The organism is Paracoccus sp. (in: a-proteobacteria), from assembly GCF_030538655.1.
Lineage (GTDB): Bacteria > Pseudomonadota > Alphaproteobacteria > Rhodobacterales > Rhodobacteraceae > Paracoccus.
Genome location: NZ_JAUNTO010000015.1, coordinates 21,492 through 45,466 on the forward strand (window position 1 = coordinate 21,492; position 23,975 = coordinate 45,466).

22 protein-coding genes are annotated in these 23,975 nt (G+C 64.7%); 9 read left to right on the top strand and 13 right to left on the bottom strand.

Annotation, left to right across the window (positions count from 1 at the left end; genetic code table 11):
* The first annotated feature begins 31 nt into the window (after positions 1–31).
* Together Q4G22_RS10950 and Q4G22_RS10955 are read left to right on the top strand one after the other, a co-directional pair.
* Entirely contained in the window at positions 32–178 is a 147-nt protein-coding gene (locus tag Q4G22_RS10950; protein ID WP_303385942.1) for a hypothetical protein, read from the top strand.
* Positions 179–225: 47 nt separating this feature from the next.
* On the top strand, positions 226–486 hold the full coding sequence (locus Q4G22_RS10955; protein WP_303385943.1) for a hypothetical protein: 261 nt from the start codon (positions 226–228) through the stop codon (positions 484–486).
* Positions 487–651: 165 nt separating this feature from the next.
* Here the strand turns inward: Q4G22_RS10955 and hslV are convergent, their stop codons facing one another.
* Entirely contained in the window at positions 652–1,206 is a 555-nt protein-coding gene (gene hslV / locus Q4G22_RS10960) for an ATP-dependent protease subunit HslV (protein WP_303385944.1), read from the bottom strand.
* Between the two features lie 82 nt (positions 1,207–1,288).
* Here hslV and Q4G22_RS10965 point away from each other — a divergent pair, with 82 nt between their 5' ends.
* Positions 1,289–2,188: a hypothetical protein gene (locus Q4G22_RS10965; protein WP_303385945.1), complete on the top strand. Its 900-nt coding sequence runs from the start codon at positions 1,289–1,291 to the stop codon at positions 2,186–2,188.
* Positions 2,189–2,367: 179 nt separating this feature from the next.
* Here the strand turns inward: Q4G22_RS10965 and trxA are convergent, their stop codons facing one another.
* The 5 genes from trxA to tsaE all read right to left on the bottom strand — a co-directional run bounded on the left by trxA (position 2,368) and on the right by tsaE (position 11,129).
* Positions 2,368–2,688, bottom strand: coding sequence for a thioredoxin (gene trxA / locus Q4G22_RS10970; RefSeq protein WP_303360012.1), 321 nt, complete (start codon positions 2,686–2,688; stop codon positions 2,368–2,370).
* 61 nt (positions 2,689–2,749) lie between these two features.
* Complete coding sequence (addA, locus tag Q4G22_RS10975; RefSeq protein ID WP_303385946.1) at positions 2,750–6,130, bottom strand: double-strand break repair helicase AddA; 3,381 nt, start codon at positions 6,128–6,130, stop codon at positions 2,750–2,752.
* Entirely contained in the window at positions 6,123–9,065 is a 2,943-nt protein-coding gene (addB, locus tag Q4G22_RS10980; RefSeq protein WP_303385947.1) for a double-strand break repair protein AddB, read from the bottom strand. Before addB ends, addA begins: the two co-directional genes overlap by 8 nt.
* Complete coding sequence (locus Q4G22_RS10985; RefSeq protein ID WP_303385948.1) at positions 9,058–9,732, bottom strand: nucleotidyltransferase family protein; 675 nt, start codon at positions 9,730–9,732, stop codon at positions 9,058–9,060. The genes addB and Q4G22_RS10985 overlap by 8 nt, the downstream gene beginning before the upstream one ends.
* Positions 9,732–11,129 (bottom strand): tRNA (adenosine(37)-N6)-threonylcarbamoyltransferase complex ATPase subunit type 1 TsaE, encoded by a 1,398-nt coding sequence (gene tsaE / locus Q4G22_RS10990; RefSeq protein WP_303385949.1) that lies wholly within the window; start codon positions 11,127–11,129, stop codon positions 9,732–9,734. Before tsaE ends, Q4G22_RS10985 begins: the two co-directional genes overlap by 1 nt.
* A gap of 123 nt (positions 11,130–11,252) precedes the next feature.
* On the opposite strand from tsaE, the gene Q4G22_RS10995 reads away from it, so the two are divergent.
* Positions 11,253–11,852, top strand: coding sequence for a COG3650 family protein (locus Q4G22_RS10995; RefSeq protein ID WP_303385950.1), 600 nt, complete (start codon positions 11,253–11,255; stop codon positions 11,850–11,852).
* 39 nt (positions 11,853–11,891) lie between these two features.
* On the opposite strand, the gene Q4G22_RS11000 is transcribed toward Q4G22_RS10995, so the two are convergent.
* Complete coding sequence (locus Q4G22_RS11000) at positions 11,892–13,052, bottom strand: acetyl-CoA C-acyltransferase (protein WP_303385951.1); 1,161 nt, start codon at positions 13,050–13,052, stop codon at positions 11,892–11,894.
* A gap of 98 nt (positions 13,053–13,150) precedes the next feature.
* Here Q4G22_RS11000 and Q4G22_RS11005 point away from each other — a divergent pair, with 98 nt between their 5' ends.
* On the top strand, positions 13,151–13,483 hold the full coding sequence (locus Q4G22_RS11005) for an STAS domain-containing protein (protein WP_303385952.1): 333 nt from the start codon (positions 13,151–13,153) through the stop codon (positions 13,481–13,483).
* A complete protein-coding gene (locus Q4G22_RS11010; RefSeq protein WP_303385953.1) occupies positions 13,480–13,992 on the top strand; it encodes an ATP-binding protein in 513 nt (170 codons plus the stop codon). The genes Q4G22_RS11005 and Q4G22_RS11010 overlap by 4 nt, the downstream gene beginning before the upstream one ends.
* A gap of 6 nt (positions 13,993–13,998) precedes the next feature.
* Here Q4G22_RS11010 and hspQ read toward each other — a convergent pair whose 3' ends face one another.
* From hspQ to Q4G22_RS11040, 6 genes are all read right to left on the bottom strand, one after another.
* On the bottom strand, positions 13,999–14,331 hold the full coding sequence (gene hspQ, locus Q4G22_RS11015) for a heat shock protein HspQ (protein ID WP_303385954.1): 333 nt from the start codon (positions 14,329–14,331) through the stop codon (positions 13,999–14,001).
* A 70-nt stretch (positions 14,332–14,401) separates the two neighbouring features.
* Positions 14,402–14,863, bottom strand: coding sequence for a CreA family protein (locus tag Q4G22_RS11020; RefSeq protein WP_303385955.1), 462 nt, complete (start codon positions 14,861–14,863; stop codon positions 14,402–14,404).
* A 139-nt stretch (positions 14,864–15,002) separates the two neighbouring features.
* Entirely contained in the window at positions 15,003–15,740 is a 738-nt protein-coding gene (locus Q4G22_RS11025) for a metallophosphoesterase (protein WP_303385956.1), read from the bottom strand.
* Between the two features lie 4 nt (positions 15,741–15,744).
* Positions 15,745–17,337 (bottom strand): phosphoglycerate dehydrogenase, encoded by a 1,593-nt coding sequence (gene serA, locus Q4G22_RS11030; protein ID WP_303385957.1) that lies wholly within the window; start codon positions 17,335–17,337, stop codon positions 15,745–15,747.
* Positions 17,338–17,421: 84 nt separating this feature from the next.
* A complete protein-coding gene (locus tag Q4G22_RS11035) occupies positions 17,422–18,570 on the bottom strand; it encodes a phosphoserine transaminase (RefSeq protein WP_303385958.1) in 1,149 nt (382 codons plus the stop codon).
* A 382-nt stretch (positions 18,571–18,952) separates the two neighbouring features.
* On the bottom strand, positions 18,953–19,324 hold the full coding sequence (locus Q4G22_RS11040; RefSeq protein ID WP_303385959.1) for a hypothetical protein: 372 nt from the start codon (positions 19,322–19,324) through the stop codon (positions 18,953–18,955).
* A 426-nt stretch (positions 19,325–19,750) separates the two neighbouring features.
* Here Q4G22_RS11040 and Q4G22_RS11045 point away from each other — a divergent pair, with 426 nt between their 5' ends.
* The 3 genes from Q4G22_RS11045 to Q4G22_RS11055 all read left to right on the top strand — a co-directional run bounded on the left by Q4G22_RS11045 (position 19,751) and on the right by Q4G22_RS11055 (position 23,965).
* Positions 19,751–21,313: an ABC transporter substrate-binding protein gene (locus Q4G22_RS11045; RefSeq protein WP_303385960.1), complete on the top strand. Its 1,563-nt coding sequence runs from the start codon at positions 19,751–19,753 to the stop codon at positions 21,311–21,313.
* Between the two features lie 61 nt (positions 21,314–21,374).
* Positions 21,375–22,937 carry an ABC transporter substrate-binding protein gene (locus tag Q4G22_RS11050; protein ID WP_303385961.1) on the top strand — a complete coding sequence of 521 codons (1,563 nt, stop codon included), beginning with the start codon at positions 21,375–21,377 and terminating at the stop codon, positions 22,935–22,937.
* A gap of 59 nt (positions 22,938–22,996) precedes the next feature.
* A complete protein-coding gene (locus Q4G22_RS11055; RefSeq protein ID WP_303385962.1) occupies positions 22,997–23,965 on the top strand; it encodes an ABC transporter permease in 969 nt (322 codons plus the stop codon).
* The last annotated feature ends 10 nt before the right edge of the window (positions 23,966–23,975 follow it).

Genomic DNA, 23,975 nt, shown 5'->3' on the forward strand with positions numbered 1-23,975 from the left:
CCTTGACCATATCGCGAAAGGAACACCAACCATGCGACCCCGTGGCGACATGACCCATTCCATTACCTTGACCCGACGCGCCCTGACGGGCGTTTCAGCCGCCATCGGGATCGACTGGCGTGTCATCGGGGCTGGCCACCCGACCTGCGTGATGCGGCCCTGCGCGGTCTGGCGCTGACAGATCATCGGGGCGATCCCGTCAACGCGACTGCCGCGCGGGCAGTGATGCAGTGGCTGGCCGAGACTGCCCCGGAAGCGGCGCTGCTGCGTCTTGATCGCAAGCTGGACCTGTGCCCCTCGGTATATTGGCACGGTAACGACGTGCCGGATGTCGCGTCCGACGATCTGAGCACACTGCATCAGGCAATCCGCAATCACGCGCCGCTGTGCCTTGACGATACCAACCTTAAGGGCAACGAATCCGAACGTGCAGTTCTGCCATTGACACTGGTGCGCCCGCCCCAAGGGATCAAGCTGCTGGTATGATGTTCACAGGCCGGGAACTACCGCCAGTTCCCTGTTCGCGCCATGCACGATCTGACCCTGCTGCCCGGTGACTTCAGCAATAACCGCATGGAACTGCTGGCCAGGCTGGTTGAATAAGAAAGGGGCCTGACGCGGCCCCTTGCCCGCGCGGGCTTGGCGGTCAGGTCAGCCAATCACCTCGACCGTCAGATTGCCGTTGGTGTAAACGCAGATGTCAGCGGCAATCGCCATCGCGCGGCGGGCCACCGTCTCGGCATCCAGATCGGTTTCCATCAGCCCCCGCGCGGCGGCCAGCGCAAAATTCCCGCCAGACCCAATCGCCGCCACATCATGTTCGGGTTCCAGCACATCACCCGCGCCGGTCACGACATAAACCTGATCGCCATCGGTAACGATCAACATCGCCTCAAGATTGCGCAGATATTTGTCGGTGCGCCAGTCTTTCGCCAGTTCCACGCAGGCGCGCTGCAACTGCCCCGGCGCGGCTTCCAGCTTTTTCTCCAGCCGTTCCAGCAGGGTAAAGGCATCCGCCGTTGATCCGGCAAAGCCCACCACCACGTCGCGCCCGCCCGGCGACAGGCGGCGGACCTTGCGCGCGGTGCCCTTCATCACGGTCTGGCCGACGCTGACCTGACCATCACCCGCCACCACCACGCGCCCGCCGCGCCTGACGGCCAGAATGGTGGTGCCATGCCAGCCGGGAAACTTATCTTGGGACATGCTGAACTCCTGTCGTTTGCGGTCAGATATGGGCGGGCGGACGCTTGCACAAGGCGCGGGCCAGAGCCTAAAGGCAGGGGCAATGGACCAGACACTGCGCCTTTATCTGCATCAGCCGCTGCTGACCACCGCGCGGGCGGGTAAACTGGGCGTGGCAAACCGGCTGGCGGCGGCATTGCACAGCGTGGGCTGGCGACTCAACGTGCTGGCACTGACCCGGGCCGCCATGGTGCAGGCACCGGACCTGCCCGGATGGGCGCTGTATCACATGGCCAAACCCACGCACGACCGGGCACTGACGATGCGGCTGGCCTATCATTACCCGTTCTGGCGGATCGAGACGGTGGCCGAACGCTGGCGCTGGCCGGTGGCGCTGGCCCGGTTCCGGCCCGGCGCGATGGATGGCCCGGCGGCACGCGATTTCGCCGCCCGGCTGGCGCGGCGGGTGCTGCCCGGCCCTGCGCCCAAGCGCGGCGATCACGTGCTGATCCCGCTGCAAGGCCAGATCCGGCGGCAGCGATCGTTTCAGACCATGGCCCCGGTGGATATGCTGGCCACCGTCGCACAAAGCGGGCGGCCCTGCGTGGCGACGCTGCACCCGCGCGAGGATTACGACGCCGAGGATCACGCCGCACTGTCCGCACTGGCCGCGCGGCACCCGAACCTGACCATCGGCGGCAACACCGCCGATCTGCTGCGCAATTGCGCCTTCGTGGCCACGATGAACAGCGCGGTGGCCTTTGACGGCCTTATCCTTGGCAAACCGGCGGTTCTGTTCGCGCAAGTGGATTTTCATCATATCGCACTGAACACCGCCGATCTGGGCGTGGCACAGGCGCTGGACCGGGCGGCAGATCACCGCCCGCCCTTTGCCCGCTATCTGGACTGGTTCCTGCGTCGGCAATCGCTGGACATGATGGCCGATGATGTGCAGGCACGCATCCTGTCCGCGCTGCGGCGGGGCGGGGTGCCAATCGGGTGACGGTTGGTCCGGGCAGCGCGGAATCGCCCCAAGCTGCGTATTTGGGCAAACACTAAGCGCAGGCCCCATCCGACAGAAAAAGGCCGCCCCGTCTTTCGTTTCCAAATATCCCACGGGGGTCCGGGGGTGTGAAACCCCCGGCCTTTGGGCGCGACCTATCCGCCTGCGCCCTGACAGGATCAGACCGATTCCTCGATCCACGCCTTAAGCGCGGCCTTGGGGGCGGCACCCATACGGTTCGACACGACTTCGCCATCTTTGAACATGAACAGCGCCGGAATACCGCGCACGCCCAGACCGGCGGCGGTGTCGGGGTTTTCATCCACGTTCACCTTGACGATCTTGATCTTGCCCGCAAATTCATCCGACAACTCTTCCAGCGCCGGGCCGATCTGTTTGCACGGGCCGCACCATTCGGCCCAGAAATCGACCAGAACCGGGGTATCGGCCTGACGTACCTGGGCGTCGAATTCGGCATCGCTGACGGGTTGAGTGGCCATCGGAAACTCCTTGTAATTCGGTGCGGGGCGCGGTGGCCCGGCGTATGGGTTCTGGTATCAGCTATGTATGTGTCACCGTCGGGTCAAGCCCCGCCTGCACCCGGTCCAGCAATGCATCGGGCAGTGGCATGAGGCTGCGGTCAGCCGTCCACAGGATCGCGGTATCGACCTGACGGCCCGGCCAGATCAGCCGCAGCGCGGCGCGATAGGCGGCCATCTGGCGCAGGATACCATCCGGCACGGCATCGGGGCGGGCGGGCACGGTGGCGTTGGATTTGTAATCCACCGCCAACACCCGGTCAGGCCCGACGATCAGCCGGTCGATGGTGCCCGACAGCGGTGCGCCGTTCAGCACCATCCAGTTCAGCGGCGCGGTCAGCGCCACTTCGGTCAGCACGGTATCACCGGGATCGGGCTGCATCACCGCCGCCAGATCGGGGGCGGTCAGCACGGCCTGCGCCTCGGCCAGCAGGGTGGCCAGATCATCGTCAGAGGGCAGGCCACCCTCGGCCCCGGCCAGCAGGGCGCGGGCGGTGCCGGGCCAATCCTGTAGCGGCAGAGCCGGCAGATGTTCCAGCAGCAGATGCAGCCGCGTGCCGTGCAGCATCGCCGCCACGGGATCATCGCCCGCCGCACCACCAATGGCCTTGGCCCCGCCAAGCGCCGTCGCCGCCACAGGCAGCGGCAGCGGCACCGCGCGCGGGGGCGCGTCATTGGCCCAAACCGGCAAAGCGACAGTCGGCGGCTGGTCCTCGTCCCTTTCTTCGGGGGCGGTATCGGGCCAGTCACCAAAGGACAGCCGCTGCCCGGTGCCGATCCCCGGCACCGCCAGCGGCGCGATGTCCAGCCCGGACTGCGCCGCACCTTGGGCCACCAGCGCGTGCCAGCTGTCAGATCCCGCCCCGGTGTCGCCCGCCGCCGCCACGATCAGCCAGCTTTCGGCACGGGTCAGCGCCACATACAACAGACGGCGGCGTTCCTGTTCGGCGGCCTGTTCCTCGGCCTGCACAGTCCGGTCCACCGGGGGCGGACGGTCGGATTTGGCCCCGCGCCACAGCGTCAGGTCATCGACCCGCACCGGCGCGGTTTTCGGGCTTTTCCGCCGCTTGGCCGTATCAGGCAAGATCACCACCGGCGATTCCAGCCCCTTGGCACCATGCACGGTCATCACCCGGATCAGCCCGCCGCCGCTGGCCGCAACCTGGCGGCGCACCTCGACATCATCGCCCGACAGCCATGTCAGAAACCCGGTCAGCGAGGGCGTTTCCACCGCCTCATAGGCCAGAGCCTGCGACATCAACTCGTCGATGCCGTCCTCGGCCTCGGGGCCAAGGCGGGCGATCAGGCGGGCGCGGCCGCCGTGGCGGATCAACAGACGCGCGATCAGATCATAGGGGCGCAGAAAATCTGCCTGCCCGGCCAGATCGTTCAGCACCACCTGCGGCTGCACGTGGTCCGAGGCCCGCAGCGCCTGCATCAGCCAGCCGGAGCGCCCGGCGGCAAGGCGATACAGGTCATCTTCGGTCAGGCCGAACAGCGGCGATTTCAGCGCGGCGGCCAGTGACAGGTCATCCTCGGGCGTGGCCAGCACCGACAAGACGGCGCGGATGTCGCGCACGGCCAGTTCGGCGGCCAGTTTCAGCCGGTCGGCCCCGGCAATGGGCAGACCCTCGGCCTTGCAGGCGGCGATGATCGCGCCGAACAGATCGGATCGCCGCTGCACAAGGATCAGGACATCGCCCCAGTCCAGCCGCCGCACCGCGCCGTGGCGAACGGAATAGAACGGCGTGCCGTGCATCGCCTTGATCTGGCGGGCGATGGCGCGGGCCAGCGCAGTATCGGCATCGTCCACGCCCGGCTGATCGACTGGCTGCCACCATTCGCCCGCCTCGGGCGCGTCGGGCTTGGACAGGGGGGGCCAGATGTCCACCCGCCCCGGCAGAGCAGCGTGAAAGGCGCGGTGATCGGGCGGGCCGCCCAGGCCCTGCGCGGCATCGCCCGCGAACACCGCATCCACCAGCCGCAGCACGGCAGGCGAAGACCGAAAGGAATGCGCCAGCACCCGTTCGGCCATCGGGGCCTGCGCGGCCTGAAACTCGGCCCCGAACTGATCGCGGACGGTTTCGAACACGGCAATATCGGCACCCTGAAAGGAATAGATCGACTGTTTTGGATCACCCACCACGAACAGCGTGCGCGCTGTGTCGCGCGCGCCCTGCCCGCTGGTGAATTCGGCGGTCAGGCGACGGATTACCTGCCACTGGCCGGGGCTGGTGTCCTGCGCCTCGTCCACCAGAATATGGTCGATGCCGCCATCCAGCCGCCACAGCACCCACAGCGCCATCGCCGGATCAGACAGCAGCCGCCCGGTGCGCCCGATCAGATCGTCGAAATCCAGCCAGCCATGGCGCAGTTTGGCGGCGGTATAGCGGCGGGTGAAGGCATGGGCAAAGCGGTGCAGATGCAGGCTGCGCTGTGCCGCCCCAAGGCCCAGCATCGGTGCGCGGGCCGTTTCGACGCGGCGCATCAGGTTATCCAGCGCCTCGATATAGGGCGCAGCGGGGCCGTTGCGGATCGCCTTGGTCGGGATGCTGCCGATTTTCGCGATAAAGGGTTCCCTGGCACCCGCCCCGGTCAGCAGCGCGCCGCACAGCAGCGCCAGATCAGGCAGGCCCGGCGCATCCCAGTGGGTGGCGGCCAGCGCATCGGCCAGCTTGTTGTCGTTTGATCCGCTGGCGCGCAGCACCGGGATCAGGGCGGCGGCCAGATCGCCCTCGCCCCCCCGAAACACGTCTGCCAACAAGTCATCGGGCGTCAGCCTCGGCAGCAAGTCCAGCGCCGCCCAGATCGCCGCAGGGTCGGGTGGCGCGGCAAAATCATCCGCCGACAGGCCAGCCAGAAACCCGTCCAGCCGGTCGCCCGATTCCAGCACGGTCAGATCAGTCATGGCCGGATCACCCTCGGCCGCCATCTGATCGACGATCTCGGCCCGCAGCACGGCGGCGGTGCGGTCGTCCAGCTCGGTAAAGCCCAGCGGCACCCCGGCCTCCAGCGGAAAGCGCCGCAACACGCCAGCACAAAAGGAATGGATCGTCTGCACCTTTAACCCGCCCGGCGTTTCGATCGCACGGGCAAACAGGCGGCGGGCCTGCGCCAGATCGGGAATGCCGCCCTCGCCCAGATTGGCCAGCGCGTGGCGCAGATCGTCGGGCGGCAGCATCGCCCATTGCCCCAAGGTGCCCAGCAGGCGGTTCTGCATCTCGGTTGCGGCAGCCTTGGTATAGGTCAGGCACAGAATGCGTTCAGGCGCCGCCCCGCGCAGCAGCAGGCGGGCGACGCGATTGGTCAGCACCCGCGTTTTGCCCGAACCGGCATTGGCCGTCAGCCAGGTGGATCGCGCCGGATCAGCGGCCTCGATCTGGTTACGGGTCGCCTCATCCATCGTGGTGATCCCCCACCTGCTCGGGCCGTGGGTCGGTGGTCAGATCCCATTCGCCAAACCGCGCCAGATGTGCGTAATCGCCGGTTTCATCGCGCAATTCCGGCGCGCGCAAGGCGGTAAAGGCCACCGCCCCCGACAGATAGCCCGCGATCAGATCGACAAAGCGATCCCATGTCTGCCCCGGATCGGGCAAGTCGCGCAGATGGGTTTCGCCGCTGCCGCCCAGTTGGATATAGGCGATGCCCGCGACATCCGCCTGCCCCAGCGGATCAAAGCCGCCCTGCGCCACCAGCGCCGCCGTCAGCGGCAATTGCTTGTCAAAGGCATTGAGCTGCTTCTGGCTGGGAGGCGTGCCGGATTTGTAATCATAGACGCGGATGCGCCCGTCCGCTGTGCGGTCGATCCGGTCGGGCCGGGCGGTCAGCGTAAAGCCAAGCCCGGCCAGTTGCGCGCGGCCCTGCGTTTCGATCACCACTGGCACATCGCCCGCTGCCCGGCGCGCCAGTTCATCGACGGCGATCTGGCGGGCGATCCGTGCGATCCGCGCCTGCCAAAAGGCGCGTGCGGCGGGCCACGGCACCTGCTGCGCCAGCACCCCGGCGGCAATATCGGCCAGCCGCGCGGCCAGCGCATCCGGCCCCGCGGCGGGGTCGGGCACCTCTTTCAACATACGTTCAACGATCTGATGCAGCACCTGCCCGCGCAGCGCCGCATCGGGACCGGAATGCAGCGGGTCCAGCGGACGCAGCCGCAGCACCCGGCGGGCATAGATCGCATAAGGGTCGCGGATCAGCGTGGCGATGTCGGTGACGGGCAATTCACGCAGCGCGGGCGGCGGCGGGATGGGCGCGGGGCGGGGCGCGGGCGGCGGCTTGATTTGCGGCGCGGCCAGCACATCGGCCAAGGCCAGCCAATGCGCGCCCCGCTTGCGCATCGCCGCCAGCGCCTGCGGCCCGTGCTGATCGGGCAGGCCGCTCATCAGGTTGACCAGCCGGTTCAGCCAGCGCGACGGGATGGTTTCCGCATCGGCATCGCGCCGCGCGCGGGTCAGGATCACCCGCTCGGCGGCAATACCCTGCTGAAAGTCATGCGCGGCCAGCCCGATCTGCCGTTCGGGCAAGGTCAGCCCTGCCGCCAGCCGCATGGGCCGCGACAGCCACGGATCGGGCTGGGCGGGCTGCGGCCAGCCACCTTCGTTCAGACCGGCCAGAATGACGGTGCCATGCGATTCCGTGCGCGCCTCGCGCGGGCCTCGGATACGGACGCGGGAATCGGCCCCCGGATCGGCGCGCAGGGCCAGCGGCTGCATTTCCTCGTGCAGCAATTCGGCGAAATCGCGCGCGGTCATCGGCGGCGCATCCCCGGCATGGGCGGCCAGATTGTCCAGAACCGCGCGGGTCAGCTCGCCCGCCTGTTCCTGCCACAGCCGCGACTGCGCCACATCGCCCTGCGGCCCGGCGGCAAAGCTCTGTGCCAGATCACGCAGCGCCGACAGCCGTGTCGCAACCGGCTGCGTGGCGCGATCATCCGCCAGCGCCGCCAGCGGGCCATCCAGCAGCGCCGCCAGCCAGTCGGCAAAGGCGCGACAATCATCGCCCCGCCCCTGCGCCCAATCCCGCAGCGCCGCACCATCGGGGAAGGCCGGGCCGTGGCGGCGCAGGCCCAGTTCCAGATCGCGGATCTGCAACAGCGCCTGATTGCGTGGCAACAGTGATGATCCGGTGGCGACCAGCGGATGCTTCAGAATAGCGATCAGCCGGTCGGCGCTGATCGCCTGCCCCGGCAGATCGGCCAGCATCCGCAACAACAGCCCCGCCGGTGACAGCGGCAAGGGCCGGCCGGCGCTGTCATCGGGGATGATCTGCCAGCGATCCAGCGCCGCCGTGACCCGCCGTGTCAGCCCCCGGTCGGCGGCGATCAGCGTCACGCGGCGGTCGTGCTGCACCTCGTCGCGGATCAGGGCGGCGATGGCGGCGGCCTCGGTTCCCGGCTGGTCGGCTTCGATCAGCGTCAGCCCAGCCGTGGCCGGACGCAGATCGCCCAGGCCGGGACCATCGGCGATCCACTGATCCGTCACCGGCGCAGGCCGCAGCGCCAGCGACACCAGCCGATTACGGGCCGGGTCCGGGGCGGGCGCGCCGTCCCACGGGCGCACCGGCCCTGCGGCACGCAAAGCGGCAAAGCGTGCCTGCGGGTGATCCTCGGCCCCCGGCGCATCCAGCCCGTCCCAGATTGCCTCCGGCTGGTCAAAATCATAGCCCGGCAGCACCACCGCCCCCATCGGCAAGCGCGCCACCGCCTGCATAAAGGTCCGCGTGCCCCCGTGCGAGCCGGTGGACCCGGCCACGATCACCGGCGCATCAGGCCGGCCCTGTTCGCTGGCCCAATCCGCCGCCAGCCGTTCCGCCGCCGCGCGTTGCAGGGCCGCGCGATCCAGCGCAGGCGCGCCAAGGTGGAACCGCGCGGCAATGCGCAGAAACGCCAGCGCGTTTTGCCAGTGGCGGGCATGATCGCCTGCCTCGATCCGGTCCAGCGCCTCGGGCGGGCAGCCTTCGCGCTGCATTTCTGTCATCAGTTCCGACAGCGATTGCGCCAGACGCGGAATCGACTGGCCGTGCCCCAGTTCGGGCCGTGCCGCGATCAGCCCGTCGATCAGCCGCGCCAGTTCGATCCGCCGGGCCAGCGGCGCGGCCACCACGCCATCGCCCGCGCCCAGATCCGTCACCAGCCGCAAGCGCGGCAGCAGACGCGCCGGACCAGCGGTAAAGGCCCGGCTCAGCGCGCTCAGCGTCCGGCCCGAGTTGACCCAGACGGTGATCCGCGCCTGAACCTCGGGCGGCAGATGGGCGGTGCGGGCGTCATAGCCGCGGACAAAGGCGGTGCCGAAATCCACCCCGCAGGGCAGGCCAAAGACGCCGCTTTGCCAATCAGCCATGCAACAATGCCTCGGCCAGCGGGATGGTGTCGGGGCGGCCCACATCGCACCAGCCGCCGGAGTGGATCAGGCCAAAGGCGCGACCCTGCGCAATGGCCGCATCCCAGCAGCGGTTCAGCGAAAACACCGTCTCGGGGATCGCATCCAGCAGCGCCGGGTTGATGATCTGCGCCCCGCCATAGACCAGATCGCCGCCCCGGCTGATCCGTCCCGCACTGTCCTGCGCGAAATCGCCCCCCCCCGCGCGGGCCGTGGCGCGCGCCAGCGGCACCAACATCAGCAGCGCATCCATCCGTGCGCCGTCCCATGCCGCACGCAGGCCCGCCACCGGGTTCGCGCCGGTCCAGACCACATCGGGGTTCAACGTCAGCACCGCACCCGCACCCAGCAAGGGCAGCGCCTGCCGCAGCCCGCCGCCGGTTTCCAGCACCGGGCCGGGTTCGTGGCTGATCGCCACATCGGTGCCCGCCAGATGATCGGCAATCATCGGTGCCAGATAATGCGTATTCACCACCACCCGCCGCGCCCCGCCCGCGCGCCCCAGCGCGATAGCACGGTCCAGCAGCGTCTGCCCGCCGACGCGGATCAGCGGTTTGGGCCGCGTCTCGGTCAGGGGCCGCATCCGGGTGCCAAGACCAGCGGCAAAGATCATCAGCGCGTCGGGCATCACGGGGCGATCCTTTGCAGAAATTCGGCATCGGGTGGCGGCACATCCGCCAGCAGCGCCGCCAAAGGCGCCAGCGCCGGATGCGCCAGATTGCGGTGCAGATACCCCCAGACGCGCGGCATCATCGCCAGATAGCGCGGCTTGCCGTCACGGATTGCCAGCCGGGCAAAAATACCCAGGATACGCAAGGCCCGCTGCGCCCCCAGCAAGGCATAAGCCGCGCGGAACCCGTCATCCACACGACCGCCCAGATAGCGGTCGATCATCGCCTCTTCGATCGCCGGGTCCACATCGCGGCGTGCGTCCTGCAAGGCCGACACCAGATCATAGGCCGGATGCGCCGCCACCGCGTCCTGAAAATCCAACAGGCCCAAAGGGGCCGCACCGCGCCAGATCAGGTTCTCGGCATGGAAATCACGCAGCGATGTAACGCTGGCCATGCCTGCGCCGGTCTGCACGGCCAGATCGGCCAGAACGGCAGGCAAGCCAGAGGCCGTATCCGCGCCCGGATACCACTCCACAAACAGCGTCGCCAAATCGGCCAAAGCCGCCCCATCCAGCCGGCGCACCCAATCAGGCGGCGCATGGCGGTGCAGATCGGCCAGCAGATCGGTGATGCGAGCATAAATCGTCCGGGCCTGCGCCGGATCGCCTTCCAGCACACGGGCGACCAGATCATCGCCCAGATCCTCGATCAGCAGAAACCCCGCCGCGCGGTCCTGCGCCAGCATGTGCGGCGCATGAAAGCCACGGTCGCGCAGCCAGCCGGTCATCGCCAGATAGGCCGCGATACTGCCAGGCGGCGGATCGTCCATCAGGATCGCCGTGCCTGCGCCATGCAGCCTGAAATACCGCCGCGCGGATGCATCACCCGCCAAAGAGTGAACCCGCGCCTCACCCCAGCCCGCAGCATCGGCAAAACCGGCCCGGTCCAGATCGCGGCTCAGAGCGGGCCAATCCGCCGGATCGCCCGCAAACACCAGATCACGCAGATCCGGCCCCGCCCCCGGTGACAGCCGCAGCCACAGCGCGCCGGGCGGTGCGGCCTCCAGCCGGTCGGGCCATTCGATCAGGCAGGTGGCACCGCCCGCCATCGCCTCGTCCAGCCCCAGTTCGTCCAGCTCTGACACATCGCCCAGCCGATACAGATCGGCGTGCCAGACCTCGCCCAAGGGCGTGTCATAGGTCTGCACCAGCGTGAAGGTCGGGCTTGGCACATCCTCGGCCGCATCGCCCTGCCGGGCGCGGATAAAGGCACGGGCGAAATGCGTCTTGCCCGCCCCCACCGCCCCGTCCAGCAACAGCACCCGGCCCGGCGGCATCACCCCGGCCAGCATCCGCGCGATGGCGGCAACCCGGCCTTCATCGGCCCCGTCGATCTTGGCAATCATCTGCATGACGATGTTCTAGCCACTTGTCCGCGACAAAGGAAAGCCCCGGCTTCCTGCTTGTCCCAATACCCATGCGATCTGACAGAAAAATCAGGTGCCACCGCCTGAGCCGGATGGTATGTCGGGAGCATGAAACATATCGCCCTGATCCTGATGATGACCGCCACCCCGGCCCTTGCCACGCCGGAATATGTGCTGCCCACCCTGTTCGACGTCAGCGGTGTCGCGGCCGATGATGTGCTGAACGTGCGGGCCGAACCTTCGGCCCAAGCGGAAATCCTGTCTTCCCTGCGCCCCGACGCCACCGGGATCGAGGTTGTGCAGGAACAGGACGGCTGGGGCCGCGTCAACGCTGGCGAAATCTCGGGCTGGGTCGCGATGCGGTATATGTCGTATCGCACCGATGTCTGGGACGGGGCCGCCCTGCCCGGCGGATTCCGCTGCTTTGGCACCGAACCGTTCTGGGATGCCCGCATCAGCGATGGCGCGCTGGTCATCGGCACCCCCGATGACACGCCCCGCAGCCTGCCGGTCAGCGATCTGCTGGCCAACGGCCTGTTCCGCGATCCGACGCGCGTGGTAATGGCGCAGGGGGCCACCCTGACCGCCACCCCCATGATCTGTTCCGACGGTATGTCCGACCGGCTGTTCGGCCTGCGCGCCGATCTGGCGATCAGCGGTCAGGACCGGCTGCTGTCCGGCTGCTGCACCATCCAGCCCGCCGAGTAACCGTAAACAAGGCGGGCCACGCGACCCGCCCCGCCCGGATCAGGCCAGTTCCACGGCGATGGCCGTGCCCTCGCCGCCGCCGATGCAAATCGCAGCCACGCCGCGGCGCAGGCCGCGTGCCTTCAGCGCATGGATCAGCGTCACGATAATTCGCGCCCCCGAGGCCCCGATGGGATGGCCAAGCGCACAGGCACCGCCGTTGACGTTCACCTTGTCATGCGCGATCCCCATCCGCGCCATGAACGCCATAGGAACAACGGCGAAGGCTTCGTTCACCTCCCACAGATCCACGTCGTCCTTGCCCCAACCGATCTGCTGCAACAGCTTTTCGGCGGCGGGAACCGGGGCGGTCGGGAAATCGGCGGGAGCCTGCGCATGGCTGGCGTAACCGACGATGCGCGCCACCGCGCCATCGGCCTGGTCCGACAGCACCAGCGCCGCCGCTCCGTCCGAAATGCTGGAAGAATTGGCCGCCGTCACCGTGCCATCCTTGCGGAAGGCGGGCTTCAGATGCGGGATCTTGTCGGGGCGGGCATTGCCGGGCTGTTCATCGGTGTCCACCACCGTATCGCCGCCACGTCCCTTGACCGTCACCGCCGTGATCTCATCGGCAAAAGCGCCCGTTTCGATGGCCTCGACCGCGCGCGACAGGCTGGCCAGCGCATAGCTGTCCTGATCCTCGCGGGTAAAGTTAAAGGCACTGGCGCAATCCTCGGCAAAGGTGCCCATCAGGCGGCCTTTGTCATAGGCATCCTCAAGCCCGTCAAGGAACATATGGTCGATCACCTGCCCATGCCCCAGCCGCGCCCCGGCACGCATTTTCGGCAGCAGATAGGGGGCGTTGGTCATGCTTTCCATGCCGCCCGCAATGATCGTGCGGGCACTGCCGGCGCGGATCGCATCGGCGGCCATCATCACCGTCTGCATCCCCGATCCACACATCTTGTTCAGCGTGGTGGCGGGCACCGACTGCGGCAAACCCGCCGCGAAACCGGCCTGCCGCGCGGGGGCCTGCCCTTGACCGGCGGGAAGAACGCAGCCCATGAACAGCGCATCGACCGAGTCAGCCGCGGCGCCTGCACGCTGCAAGGCGGCGGCAATCGCCGCCCCGCCCAGTTCCGCCGCCGTCAGCCCGGCCAGCGCGCCCTGCATCCCGCCCATCGGCGTGCGCGCCGCGCCCCGAACATAAACTTGCTGCATTTTCCCTGTTCCTCCCTGCAATGAACGGCCATCGCTTACCAGATGCTAACCTTTTGCGTCTAGGAAAGGGAATCACCGAATATGCGAAAGGGCCGCAGATGAATCTGACCGTGAACCAGTCCAACGATCTGATCGTTATCACCGTGGATGAAACACGGCTGGATGCGGCCATTTCCACCCGCTTCAAGGATCGGATGCGGGAAATCGTAACCAAGGCGCAGCACCCGGTGCTGATCGACATGCGCGGCGTGGATTTCATGGACAGTTCCGGCCTTGGCGCGATGATCGCCGTGCACAAGGCCATGCCGCCCGGCGTCGGGCTGACGCTTGACGGGCTGACGCCGAACGTAGATCGGGTCTTTCGCCTGACGCGCATGGATTCCGTCTTTACCATCACCGACAGCACCCCCTTGCAGGAGAAACGTGCATGACCCTCGGCCAGCAAGCCGTCAGCCCAGAAGGGCGCCGCCGGGTCCATACCCAGCCGATGTTTCACCGGGTTTTCAGCGCCACGCCCATGGCGGTGCGCACGGTGCTGGACGATATGCGCAGCCGGTTCCGCGACAATGTGGATGACGATGCCCTGGGTCGGCTGGAACTGGTGCTGGCCGAAGTGATGAACAACGTCACCGAACATGGCAGCGCCCTGCCCGGCGATGCACCGGGCGGACGGGCGCCCTCGATTCACCTGTGCATTGTGCGCCACGACAACGGCCTGTCCTGCGCCGTCACGGATGATGGGGTATCACTGCCCGCCGATTGTCTGCGTCCGCGCGATCTGCCCGGATCAGACAGTGACGGAATGCCCGAGGGTGGCTTTGGCTGGTATCTGATTCAGGATCTGACGCAGGCGTTGTGCTATTACCGCGAGGAACGGCGCAATTTTCTGGCCTTCTGCGTGCCGTTCAGCGCGGAAAAAACCGCGCATCCGGTCAGCTGAGACCAATCAGTTCAGCAGATGCCCCAGCGGGTAGTGCCCATCCTCGAAATCACCAAAATGTTCCATGACTTCGGGATGTTCGACCGGCTCACCCGAGAAATCGGGAATCAGGTTCTGTTCCGACACATACGCGACGTAATAGGTCGCCTCATTTTCGGCAAACAGGTGGTAGAAGGGCTGATCCTTGGCCGGACGAACTTCTTCCGGGATGGATTCATACCATTCCTGCGTATTGGCGAATTCGGGATCAACGTCAAAGATCACACCCCGAAACGGGTGCGTGCGATGCCGCACCACCTGACCCAAACTGAACTTTGCCACACGAGCAGAATCCGTCATTTCCAGTCCTTTCCTGCGCCGTCCCATACCGTGCGGTGCAGTTTCTGTCCATTGTCTGTTACGCGGGGTTTTACGGCTGCTCCGCTTCGTCCGGGGTCAACGCCACGGCAGACAGCGACATCTTGGCCGAACCCTGATTCAATTCGCGCGCATGGGCCAGATAGACCAATGTGCGATTCTGCGCATCATAGATGCGCTTGACCCGCAGCGATTTGAACACCAGCGACCGGCCTTCGGAAAACACATCCTCGCCCGCCGGGCCGCGCGCGATGTCGCCCAGAACCACCGGCCCGGTGCGGGTGCAGGCAATGGCGCTGTTTGACGGGTCTTCGAACCAGTTGCCCTGACTCAGCCGATCCAGAACCGAGCGGCTGAAATAGGACAGATGACAGGTGACGCCTTGCACCTTGGGGTCGGCGATGGCCTCGATCACGATGTCGTTGCCGATCCAGTCCACCCCCACCTTGCCGACCTGTTCGGCTGACACAGGCGCACCAATCGTCAGCAGAACCGCAATGATCGCAGCCTTCATCCATATCCCCCTTATCCGCGCGGCCTTATCAATCCCGCCAAGCGCGCGCATATCCCGATTCTGCCCGAGTCAGCACAGGACAGCCGGATCGGCGCGCCTTATACCAGACTGGCGGCGCCACATGCAGCGGAAAAACGGATCAGCCGATGGGGCGCGGCAGCCGCGCGACCGGCACCCGCCCCTGATCGCTCAAGGCCCAGATCCCGGACGGCTCGATCACCACCGCGGTCAGCGGCCCACCATAGGCTGCGCCGGTGTCGATGTTCAGCCGGTTGCCATAATGCGAAGGCTGCTTGACAGGCGTGTGCCCGTGCACCACCAGCGGCCCGAAATCCGTCCCGCTGTCCAGAAACGGCCGTCTGATCCAGACACAATCATCCTGCGTTTGATTCTGTAAATCCACGCCTGGCCGGATACCCGCATGAACGAACAGCGCCAGCGGATGCAGATACCAATGCGGCAGCCCCGCCAGCCATACCACATGGTCACGCGGCACTGCCCGCAGCGCCGCACGGTGCAGTTCGGCGCGCGGCAACGCCGGGTCCACCCCATAGGATGCCAGCGTTTCCGCCGCGCCAAGACCGGGATGATCGACCCAATGCGCCCGATCCGAAAGCCCCGCATCGGTCCAGTCCCGGTCGGTCAGAAAGCGCAGAAACAGACGGTCGTGATTCCCCAGAACCACCCGCCAGTTGCACCCCGCTGCCTGACCGTCGATCAGATGCCGGATCACACCACGCGAATCCGGCCCACGGTCCACCAGGTCGCCCAGATGAACCACCATTGCATCATCCCCGCCATCGACAATGATCCGCTCATGCGCCTGCCGCAGCAGGTCGAGATGACCATGCACATCACCGATGGCATAAACGCGCATGAGATCAGACCTCGAACTGCAAGGCACGGGCCTGAATGAACTTGCCGGTCTTTTGCAGTGCGGCCAGCACCTCGGGCGACAGCGGCTCATCCAGATACAGAATGGCGATGGCATCCCCGCCCGAGGCAGCACGCCCCAGCGTAAAGTTGGCGATGTTCACGCCCATATCGCCCAGCGTGCCACCAAGGGTCCCAACCACGCCCGGCACGTCGCGGTTTCGGGTATACAGCATGTTCGCCCCCACCTCGGCATCAATATTGATGCCCCGGATCTGGATAAAGCGCGGCTTGCCGTCGCTGAACACAGTGCCCGCGATAGAGCGTTCGCGTTCTGCGGTGACGACAGTCAGCTTGATATAACCCTCGAACACACCGCTCTTGTCCTGATGCGTGGTCGAAATCTGAATACCGCGATCCTTGGCGATCACCGGGGCGGACACCATGTTCACATCCGGATTAGTCGCCTTCATCACACCCGCGATCACCGCCGCGTTCAGCGCCGCCAGATTCATCTCGGCCACGATGCCGTCATAAAGAATATTGATGGCCTTGATCGGCTCATCCGTGGCCTGCCCGACAAAGGCACCCAGATGCCCGGCCAGCTTGATCCACGGCCCCATAACGGCAGCTTCTTCGGCGGTGACAGAGGGCATGTTCAGGGCGTTCTGCACCGCGCCGGTCAGCAGATAATCGGCCATCTGCTCAGCCACTTGCAATGCGACGTTTTCCTGCGCCTCGGTGGTCGAAGCCCCCAGATGCGGCGTCACCACCACATTGGACAGGTTGAACAGCGGGCTTTCGGTCGCCGGTTCCACCGCAAACACATCAAAAGCCGCGCCGACCACACGGCCATCCTTCAACGCCTCGGCCAGAGCGTCCTCATCCACCAGCCCGCCACGCGCACAGTTGATGATCCGCACGCCGGGCTTCAGCTTGGCAATCGCCTCGCGCGACAGAATATTGCGGGTCTTGTCGGTCAGCGGCACATGGAAGGTAATGAAATCGGCGCGCGGCAGCAGCTCGTCCAACTCGACCTTGGTGACGCCCAGTTCCTTGGCACGGTCTTCGGACAGGAAGGGATCATAGGCGATCACCTTCATATGCAGGCCCAAAGCGCGATCAATCACGATCGAGCCGATATTCCCCGCACCAATCACACCCAGCGTCTTGTTGAACAGCTCGACCCCCATAAAGCGGTTCTTTTCCCACTTTCCGGCATGCGTGCTGACCGAGGCTTCGGGCAATTGCCGCGCGACGGCAAACATCATCGCAATCGCATGTTCGGCGGTGGTGACGCTGTTGCCAAAGGGCGTGTTCATCACGATCACCCCTTTTTTGCTGGCAGCGGGAATATCGACGTTATCCACCCCGATCCCGGCGCGACCCACCACTTTCAGGCTGGTGGCGTTCTCCAACAGCTTTTCGGTCACTTTCGTCGCAGACCGAATCGCCAGCCCGTCATATTGGCCAATCACCTCGGCCAGCTTTTCCTTATCCTTGCCCAGATCGGGCAGGTAATCGACCTCGACCCCGCGATCGCGGAAAATCTGAACGGCGGTTTCGGAGAGTTTGTCGGAAACGAGAACCTTGGGCATCATATGCTCCTTTACGCCACGCGACGGCGGCATCTTCTGTCTGAAAATATCCCACGGGGGTGTGGGGGTGTGAAACCCCCACGAGCTTTACGCCTGCGCTGCGATCTCGGCGTTGAACGCCCATTCGATCCACGGCATCAATGCGGCGACATCGGCGGTTTCCACCGTCGAGCCGCACCAGATCCGCAGACCGGGGGGCGCATCACGATAGGCGCCTGCGTCCAGCGCAACGCCCTCTTTTTCCAGCCGCTTCGCCACCGCCTTGGCAAAGGCCGCGCCATCCTTGATGCGATCATCGGTGAACTTCAGACACACCGAAGTCGTCGAAGCCGTCGCCGCATCCACCGCCAGATCGGCGATCCAGGCCTTATCCGCGATGAAATCCCGCACTGCCGCCGCATTGGCGTCGGCCCGCGCGATCAACGCCTTGCGCCCGCCGATGGACTGCGCCCATTTCAGCGCGACGATGTAATCCTCGACACACAGCATCGAGGGCGTGTTGATCGTTTCGCCCTTGAAAATGCCTTCGATCAGCTTGCCGCCCTTGGTCATACGGAAAATCTTGGGCAAAGGCCATGCGGGGGTATAGCTTTCCAGCCGCTCGACCGCGCGCGGCGACAGGATCAGGATGCCATGCGCACCCTCGCCACCCAGAACTTTTTGCCAGCTGAACGTCACCACATCCAGCTTGTCCCATGGCAGGTCCATGGCAAAGGCGGCAGAGGTCGCGTCGCAGATGGTCAACCCGGCACGATCCGCCGGGATCGCATCGCCATTCGGCAGCCGCACCCCCGAGGTGGTGCCGTTCCAGGTGAACACCACGTCCTTGTCGAAATCGACTTGTGCAAAATCAACGATCTGGCCATAATCGGCCTTGCGCACCACGGCGTCCAGCTTCAGCTGTTTGACCACATCCGTGACCCACCCTTCGCCAAAGCTCTCCCACGCCAGCATTTCCACGCCGCGCGCACCCAGCAGCGACCACAGCGCCATTTCCACCGCGCCGGTATCAGATGCAGGCACGATGCCGATGCGATAATCGGCAGGCACATCCAGCACCGCCCGCGTCAGATCAATCGCCTCGGCCAGCTTGGCCTTACCGACAGCAGCACGATGCGACCGCCCCAACGGAGCGTCGGACAGCATATCAAGAGTAAAACTGGGGATTTTGGCACAAGGGCCAGAGGAAAAACGCGGATTTTCCGGGCGCGCAACCGGGGTCGTCGAATCGGCCATATGGCTCAGCCTTCCAGCTAAAAGCCCCTCGTTGGGGAGGGGTGTCCCACGGTCCGGATACGCCTTTGTCGGGCGTTCGGCAACAGAAAAAACGGTCACGACCAGGCGGATCGCCCTGTCACGGCTCACGATCCGCGCCCTGAACAGATATGCAGATTGTGGTTGCAACAAAGGCTGCGACAGAAAGGCAGCCTCTGATCTGCCGCTCGAAACGGGCTGTGCCGCATGAGAGAGATCAGAAAACCGTCACGTGAACTGTTTCCCTGGCAGTTCACAAATCTTTCTGTCAGTCAAAGATAATCATAAACCATTTGCGGCACCGACCGCGCTGTTCGCCATTCTTACACTTTGCCGCACGTCATGCGCCAGAGAGGCAAAGGTGTTAACGCGCCACCGCACCGGCCTGCGGCCATTCAATGGGCAGCCGTCCCTGACGATCATACCAACATTTTGCAGGGCATCTTTCGCTGGACATACATCCGACCAGCATCGCCCCCGCCAAATATTCAGTCTGATCGCGGGCCTGAACGACAATCATCCCCGATGGTTCGAAACCCCCGAAGCCCAGCAGACAAAGCTGTCCCAAGGCCATGAGCGACGGTTCCAAAGCAGATCCCTCTGTGACGTCCGTTGCAGCACGAAACGGACAGTCGCAGGCTTCATGCAACCGGCGAACCGTGGGGGACAGGTGATAACCGGCGTCAAAGATGGCGGTATAATAAACCGCATATTCCCCTTCGATCATGTGGAACATGGCCAGTCATGCCGGTTTGGGTCGTCCTATGCCACCACGCTGTCAAAAATCGCGCGAACCGCTCGGCAACAGCAAGAAATAACCGGCGTTGTACTGCCAACGAAACACCGTCAAGCCGCCCGGAACATCGGTACAAGTTCAGCGGTGAACATGCGTCCTATCTGCCTCCAAGCCGTCTCGCGGACCTGATTTGGCAGCCCATGAAGAGCCTCCGTCCTTGGGCAGATTTTCGAATGAGCAACACTGCTGCTTTTGTCATCTGCTCGGTTTTGCCTCTGTTGCTGAAAACCACAGCAGGCAGCCGGGGCCATCATTAGCTTTGAACACCCTTCCCAACAATCGCCGCCATAAATGTTGACAATTATGTTGACTCGAATCTGATCATCTCTCAACCTGCGGGTAACGGATTGGCAGCAAGAGGACGCCATGCGCAGATCGCCGAAATTTCTGGTCCTTGCGGCGGCCATTTTGCCCTCGATGGCGATGGCTGAAAACGTGCTGAAATGGGGTGGTCCGCGCGACATTTTTTCGCTCGACCCCTATTCCTACGGCTCGACCTCGAACCTTGCCTTTCTCAATCATGTCTATGAGGGGCTGGTCCGCTACACGCCCGAATTTGACGTCGTGCCGGCATTGGCCGAGCGGTGGGAGTTCGTGGCCCCTGATACTTGGCGGTTTCACTTGCGGCGGGGCGTGAAATTCCACGATGGCGCCGACTTCACTGCGGATGACGTGCTGGCATCCATGAAGCGGGTCAGCGATCCGGCTTCGCCCTTGCGCGGCAACATCCCCACCTATGTTTCTGCGGAAAGGATCGACGACCACACGGTAGACATCAAAACGACCTCGGGCAGCCCGCTGTTTCTGAACGACATGACCAACATCTTCATGTTCGACGCAGATTGGCTGCGCACGAACAATGCCGAGGCACCGACCGATGTGGGGGCAAAGGTCGAAGGCTTTGCGACTCATAACACCAATGGCACTGGCCCCTTCATGCTGGAAAGCCGCGTGCCGGACGCCAAGACAGTTCTGGTGGTTAATGACGGCTGGTGGGACACGCCGGTGCATAATCTGGACCGGATCGAATTCACCCCGATCACAGCGCCCGCAACCCGCGTCGCAGCTCTGTTATCGGGCGAAATCGACCTGACGGATGGCGCGCCAATTCAGGATCTGGACCGACTGCGGGCCAGCCCCGGCATACAGGTCGAACAGCGCAGCGATCTGCGCACGATCCATGTCGTCTTCAACCGCAAGGATACGCTGGCCGACGGACGCGACAATCCGTTCAACGACCTGCGGCTGCGGCAGGCCATAGACATGGCCATCGACCGCGACCTGATCGGCAAACGGATCATGCGGGGTATGACACATATCGCCGGCACGATGGTCGCGCCCGACATCCCCGGCTACAGCGCCGAACTGGACGTGCCGACCCCGCACGACCCCGACCGCGCCGCGGCGCTGATCGAGGAAGCGGGTCTCAAGGATACCGCCTTTACGATGGTCTGCGCCAATGATGAAAGCGTCAACGAAGAACAGGTCTGCCAGGCCATCGTCTCGATGCTGACCAAGGTGGGGCTGAAGCCGTCACTGGATATTGGCCCGCGCGCCGTGCAGTCACCCAAGCGGTCTTCGGGCAATGCCGATGTCTACATGATCGGCTGGGCCAACGAACCTACGCTGGATGCCTATTCCATTCTTGTGCAGGTGCTGCACAGCCGCGAAGGGGCAGCCGGTGTCGCCAACTATGGCGGCTGGTCCTATCCAGAACTGGACCGCCTGACCGACGAAGCCTCGGTCGAGATGGACCAGGCCCGCCGGATCGAGCTGGAACAGCAGGCCCTGAAGCTAGCCAAAGACGAGGTTATCATGATCCCGCTTTACCAGCAGCCGATGGCCTGGGCGATGAACGACAAGGTCAGCGACGTCGTCATCCGCGCCGACAACAAGCCGCGCCACTGGCTGACCCGGATGGCCGAATGATCCGCCCGCCCGCACCCGGCACAAAGACCGGGGCGGGCCTTTTCCTGACAGGGAGTGCCTGATGAGACCCACCAAAGGACTGCTTGCCGCACTGGCTATCGCCATGATCGGCACCTCGGCCAGCGCCCAGAACGTAATGCGCTGGGGTGGCGCGCGCGACATTTACTCGCTTGATCCGTATTCCTACGGTGACAGCTATACGATCGCCTTTCTGAACCATGTCTACGAAGGGCTTGTCCGCTATAATGACAAGCTGGAAATCGAACCCGCGCTGGCTGAAAGCTGGGAAATCGTGTCGCCCTCGGTCTGGCGCTTTACCCTGCGGGATGGTGTCAAGTTTCATGACGGCGCCGATCTGACCTCGGACGACGTGCTGGCCAGCCTGACCCGCGTCAGCGACGAAACCTCGCCGCTCAAGGGCAATCTTCCCACCTACAAGTCCGCGACCAAGATCGACGACCGCAGATTCGAGATCGAGTTGACCGGCGCCTATCCGCTGCTGCTGAACGATCTGACCAACATTCATATCTTTGATGAAGGCTGGCTGACCGAAAACGACTCGCTGCTGCCGACCGATGTCAGCGCGCAGAAGGAAGGGTTTGCCACCTTTAACGCCAACGGCACCGGCCCGTTCAGGGTCGAAAGCCGGGTTCCGGACAGCCGCACGGTGCTGACCCGCAATGTCGAATGGTGGGATACGCCGCATCACAATATCGACCGGATCGAGTTCACCCCGATCACATCTGCCGCGACCCGCGTGGCGGCGATGCTGTCGGGCGAGATTGACTTCACCGAAGAAGCGCCTGTGCAGGATCTGCCGCGCCTTGCTGCGGCGCCGGGGATCGAGGTGATGGAGCGGGCCAACCTGCGCACGGTCATGCTGGGTTTCAACCGCAAGGACAAGCTGACCGATGGGCGCGACAACCCGTTCAATGAACTGCGGGTGCGGCAGGCTTTTGAACTGGCACTGGACAAGGACCTGATCCAGCGCCGCGTGATGCGCGGCAAATCGCGCAATGCCGGCACCATCGTCTCGCCCGAGATTCCGGGCTATAGCGAGGCGATGGACGCTTTTCCGGCAGCGGACCCGGCCAAGGCGCAGGCGCTACTGGCGGAAGCGGGCCATGAGGGGTTGCCCTTCACCCTGACCTGCACCACCGACAGCTATGTCAACGAGGAAGAGTTGTGCAACGCGATGGTGTCGATGCTGGCCCGCGCGGGGTTTCGCCCGACGCTGGATATCGGGCCTGCCGCCGTGCAGACCCCGAAAAGGTCAGGCGGTCAGGCGGATGTATATCTGATCGGATGGGCGAACGAACCGATGCTGGATAGCTATTCGATCCTTGTGCAGATGATCGAAACGAAGTCAGGCACCGCTGGTGTGTTCAACTGGGGCGGCTGGTCTTATCCCGAGATCGACGCGCTGATCCAGCAGGCTTCGACCGAGATGGACCGTGACAAGCGGCTGGCCTTGCAGACCGAGGCGCTTGGCAAGGTAAAAGACGAACTGGTCATGCTGCCTTTGCATCAGCAGCCGATGGCCTGGGCCATGTCGGACAAGATCGAAAGCACGGTGCAGCTTGCTGACAACAAGGTCCGTCACTGGCTGACCATGATGAAGTGATCGCGGCGGGGCCGCCTGACCGCGCCCCTGCTTGCCCAAACCCTGACACAAGGCGGATCATGCTGGTCTTCATTCTCAAGCGCCTGTTCAACGCCGTGTTCGTGATGCTGGCGGTCGCGTTTCTCGCATTTTCGATCTTTCGGGTTGCGGGCGATCCCGTCGAGATGATGGCCAATGAGCAGATGACGCAGGCCGACCGTGATGCCTTGCGCGAACGCATGGGGCTGAACGACCCGATGCTGGTGCAATATGCGCGCTTTGTCGGGAATGCGGCGACAGGCGATTTCGGGATGTCATGGAGAAACGGACAAGAGGTCTTGGGCCTGATCGCCGAACGCTTCCCCGCCACGATGGAGCTGGTGCTGGTCGCAACCTTTCTGTCGCTGGCCATTGGCCTGCCACTGGGTGTTCTGACCGCAATCGGGCGAGGCCGTTGGTATGCCGAAGGGTTGCAGTTCGTGTCGATCATCGGCGTCTCGCTGCCCAGTTTCGTGGTGGGTATTCTGCTGATTCTTGTTTTTGCGGTGATCCTTGGGGTGGCGCCTGCCTTTGGTCGGGGCGAGGTGGTGCGGATCGGCTGGTGGACGACAGGGGTGCTGACGCCCTCGGGTCGCGCAGCGCTGATCCTGCCGGCTGTCGCGCTGGCGCTGTATCAGATCACACTGATTATGCGTCTGGTCCGGGCCGAGATGCTTGAGGTGATGCGATCCGATTTCGTCAAGTTCGCCCGCGCCCGCGGCGTGCCGCGCTGGCGGATCTGGTTTCGCCACGCGCTGCGCAACTGCCTGATGCCGGTCGTGACAATGACGGCCATGAATATCGGCGCGCTGATCGCCTTTGCACTGATTACCGAAACGGTGTTCCAGTGGCCGGGGATGGGGATGCTGTTCATCCAGGCCGTGACCTTTCTCGATTTCCCGGTGATGTCGGCCTATCTGGTCATCATCTCGTTCATTTTCGTGGCCCTGAACACTGCGGTGGACATCGCCTATGCGGTCATCGACCCGCGCCTGCGCGATGCGACGTAAGGGGCCAGCC

Excerpts from the sequence above, each read along its gene's own strand:
- Q4G22_RS10965 (WP_303385945.1), top strand. The coding sequence starts at position 1,289 with ATGGACCAGACACTGCGCCTTTATCTGCATCAGCCGCTGCTGACCACC.
- Q4G22_RS10995 (WP_303385950.1), top strand. The coding sequence starts at position 11,253 with ATGAAACATATCGCCCTGATCCTGATGATGACCGCCACCCCGGCCCTT.
- Q4G22_RS11035 (WP_303385958.1), bottom strand. The coding sequence starts at position 18,570 with ATGGCCGATTCGACGACCCCGGTTGCGCGCCCGGAAAATCCGCGTTTT.
- addA (WP_303385946.1), bottom strand. The coding sequence starts at position 6,130 with ATGGATGAGGCGACCCGTAACCAGATCGAGGCCGCTGATCCGGCGCGA.
- Q4G22_RS10985 (WP_303385948.1), bottom strand. The coding sequence starts at position 9,732 with ATGCCCGACGCGCTGATGATCTTTGCCGCTGGTCTTGGCACCCGGATG.
- Q4G22_RS11010 (WP_303385953.1), top strand. The coding sequence starts at position 13,480 with ATGACCCTCGGCCAGCAAGCCGTCAGCCCAGAAGGGCGCCGCCGGGTC.
- Q4G22_RS11005 (WP_303385952.1), top strand. The coding sequence starts at position 13,151 with ATGAATCTGACCGTGAACCAGTCCAACGATCTGATCGTTATCACCGTG.
- Q4G22_RS11055 (WP_303385962.1), top strand. The coding sequence starts at position 22,997 with ATGCTGGTCTTCATTCTCAAGCGCCTGTTCAACGCCGTGTTCGTGATG.
- Q4G22_RS11050 (WP_303385961.1), top strand. The coding sequence starts at position 21,375 with ATGAGACCCACCAAAGGACTGCTTGCCGCACTGGCTATCGCCATGATC.
- addB (WP_303385947.1), bottom strand. The coding sequence starts at position 9,065 with ATGGCTGATTGGCAAAGCGGCGTCTTTGGCCTGCCCTGCGGGGTGGAT.
- Q4G22_RS11000 (WP_303385951.1), bottom strand. The coding sequence starts at position 13,052 with ATGCAGCAAGTTTATGTTCGGGGCGCGGCGCGCACGCCGATGGGCGGG.
- trxA (WP_303360012.1), bottom strand. The coding sequence starts at position 2,688 with ATGGCCACTCAACCCGTCAGCGATGCCGAATTCGACGCCCAGGTACGT.
- Q4G22_RS11020 (WP_303385955.1), bottom strand. The coding sequence starts at position 14,863 with ATGAAGGCTGCGATCATTGCGGTTCTGCTGACGATTGGTGCGCCTGTG.
- hspQ (WP_303385954.1), bottom strand. The coding sequence starts at position 14,331 with ATGACGGATTCTGCTCGTGTGGCAAAGTTCAGTTTGGGTCAGGTGGTG.
- Q4G22_RS11045 (WP_303385960.1), top strand. The coding sequence starts at position 19,751 with ATGCGCAGATCGCCGAAATTTCTGGTCCTTGCGGCGGCCATTTTGCCC.
- hslV (WP_303385944.1), bottom strand. The coding sequence starts at position 1,206 with ATGTCCCAAGATAAGTTTCCCGGCTGGCATGGCACCACCATTCTGGCC.
- serA (WP_303385957.1), bottom strand. The coding sequence starts at position 17,337 with ATGATGCCCAAGGTTCTCGTTTCCGACAAACTCTCCGAAACCGCCGTT.
- Q4G22_RS11040 (WP_303385959.1), bottom strand. The coding sequence starts at position 19,324 with ATGTTCCACATGATCGAAGGGGAATATGCGGTTTATTATACCGCCATC.
- Q4G22_RS11025 (WP_303385956.1), bottom strand. The coding sequence starts at position 15,740 with ATGCGCGTTTATGCCATCGGTGATGTGCATGGTCATCTCGACCTGCTG.
- tsaE (WP_303385949.1), bottom strand. The coding sequence starts at position 11,129 with ATGCAGATGATTGCCAAGATCGACGGGGCCGATGAAGGCCGGGTTGCC.
- Q4G22_RS10955 (WP_303385943.1), top strand. The coding sequence starts at position 226 with ATGCAGTGGCTGGCCGAGACTGCCCCGGAAGCGGCGCTGCTGCGTCTT.
- Q4G22_RS10950 (WP_303385942.1), top strand. The coding sequence starts at position 32 with ATGCGACCCCGTGGCGACATGACCCATTCCATTACCTTGACCCGACGC.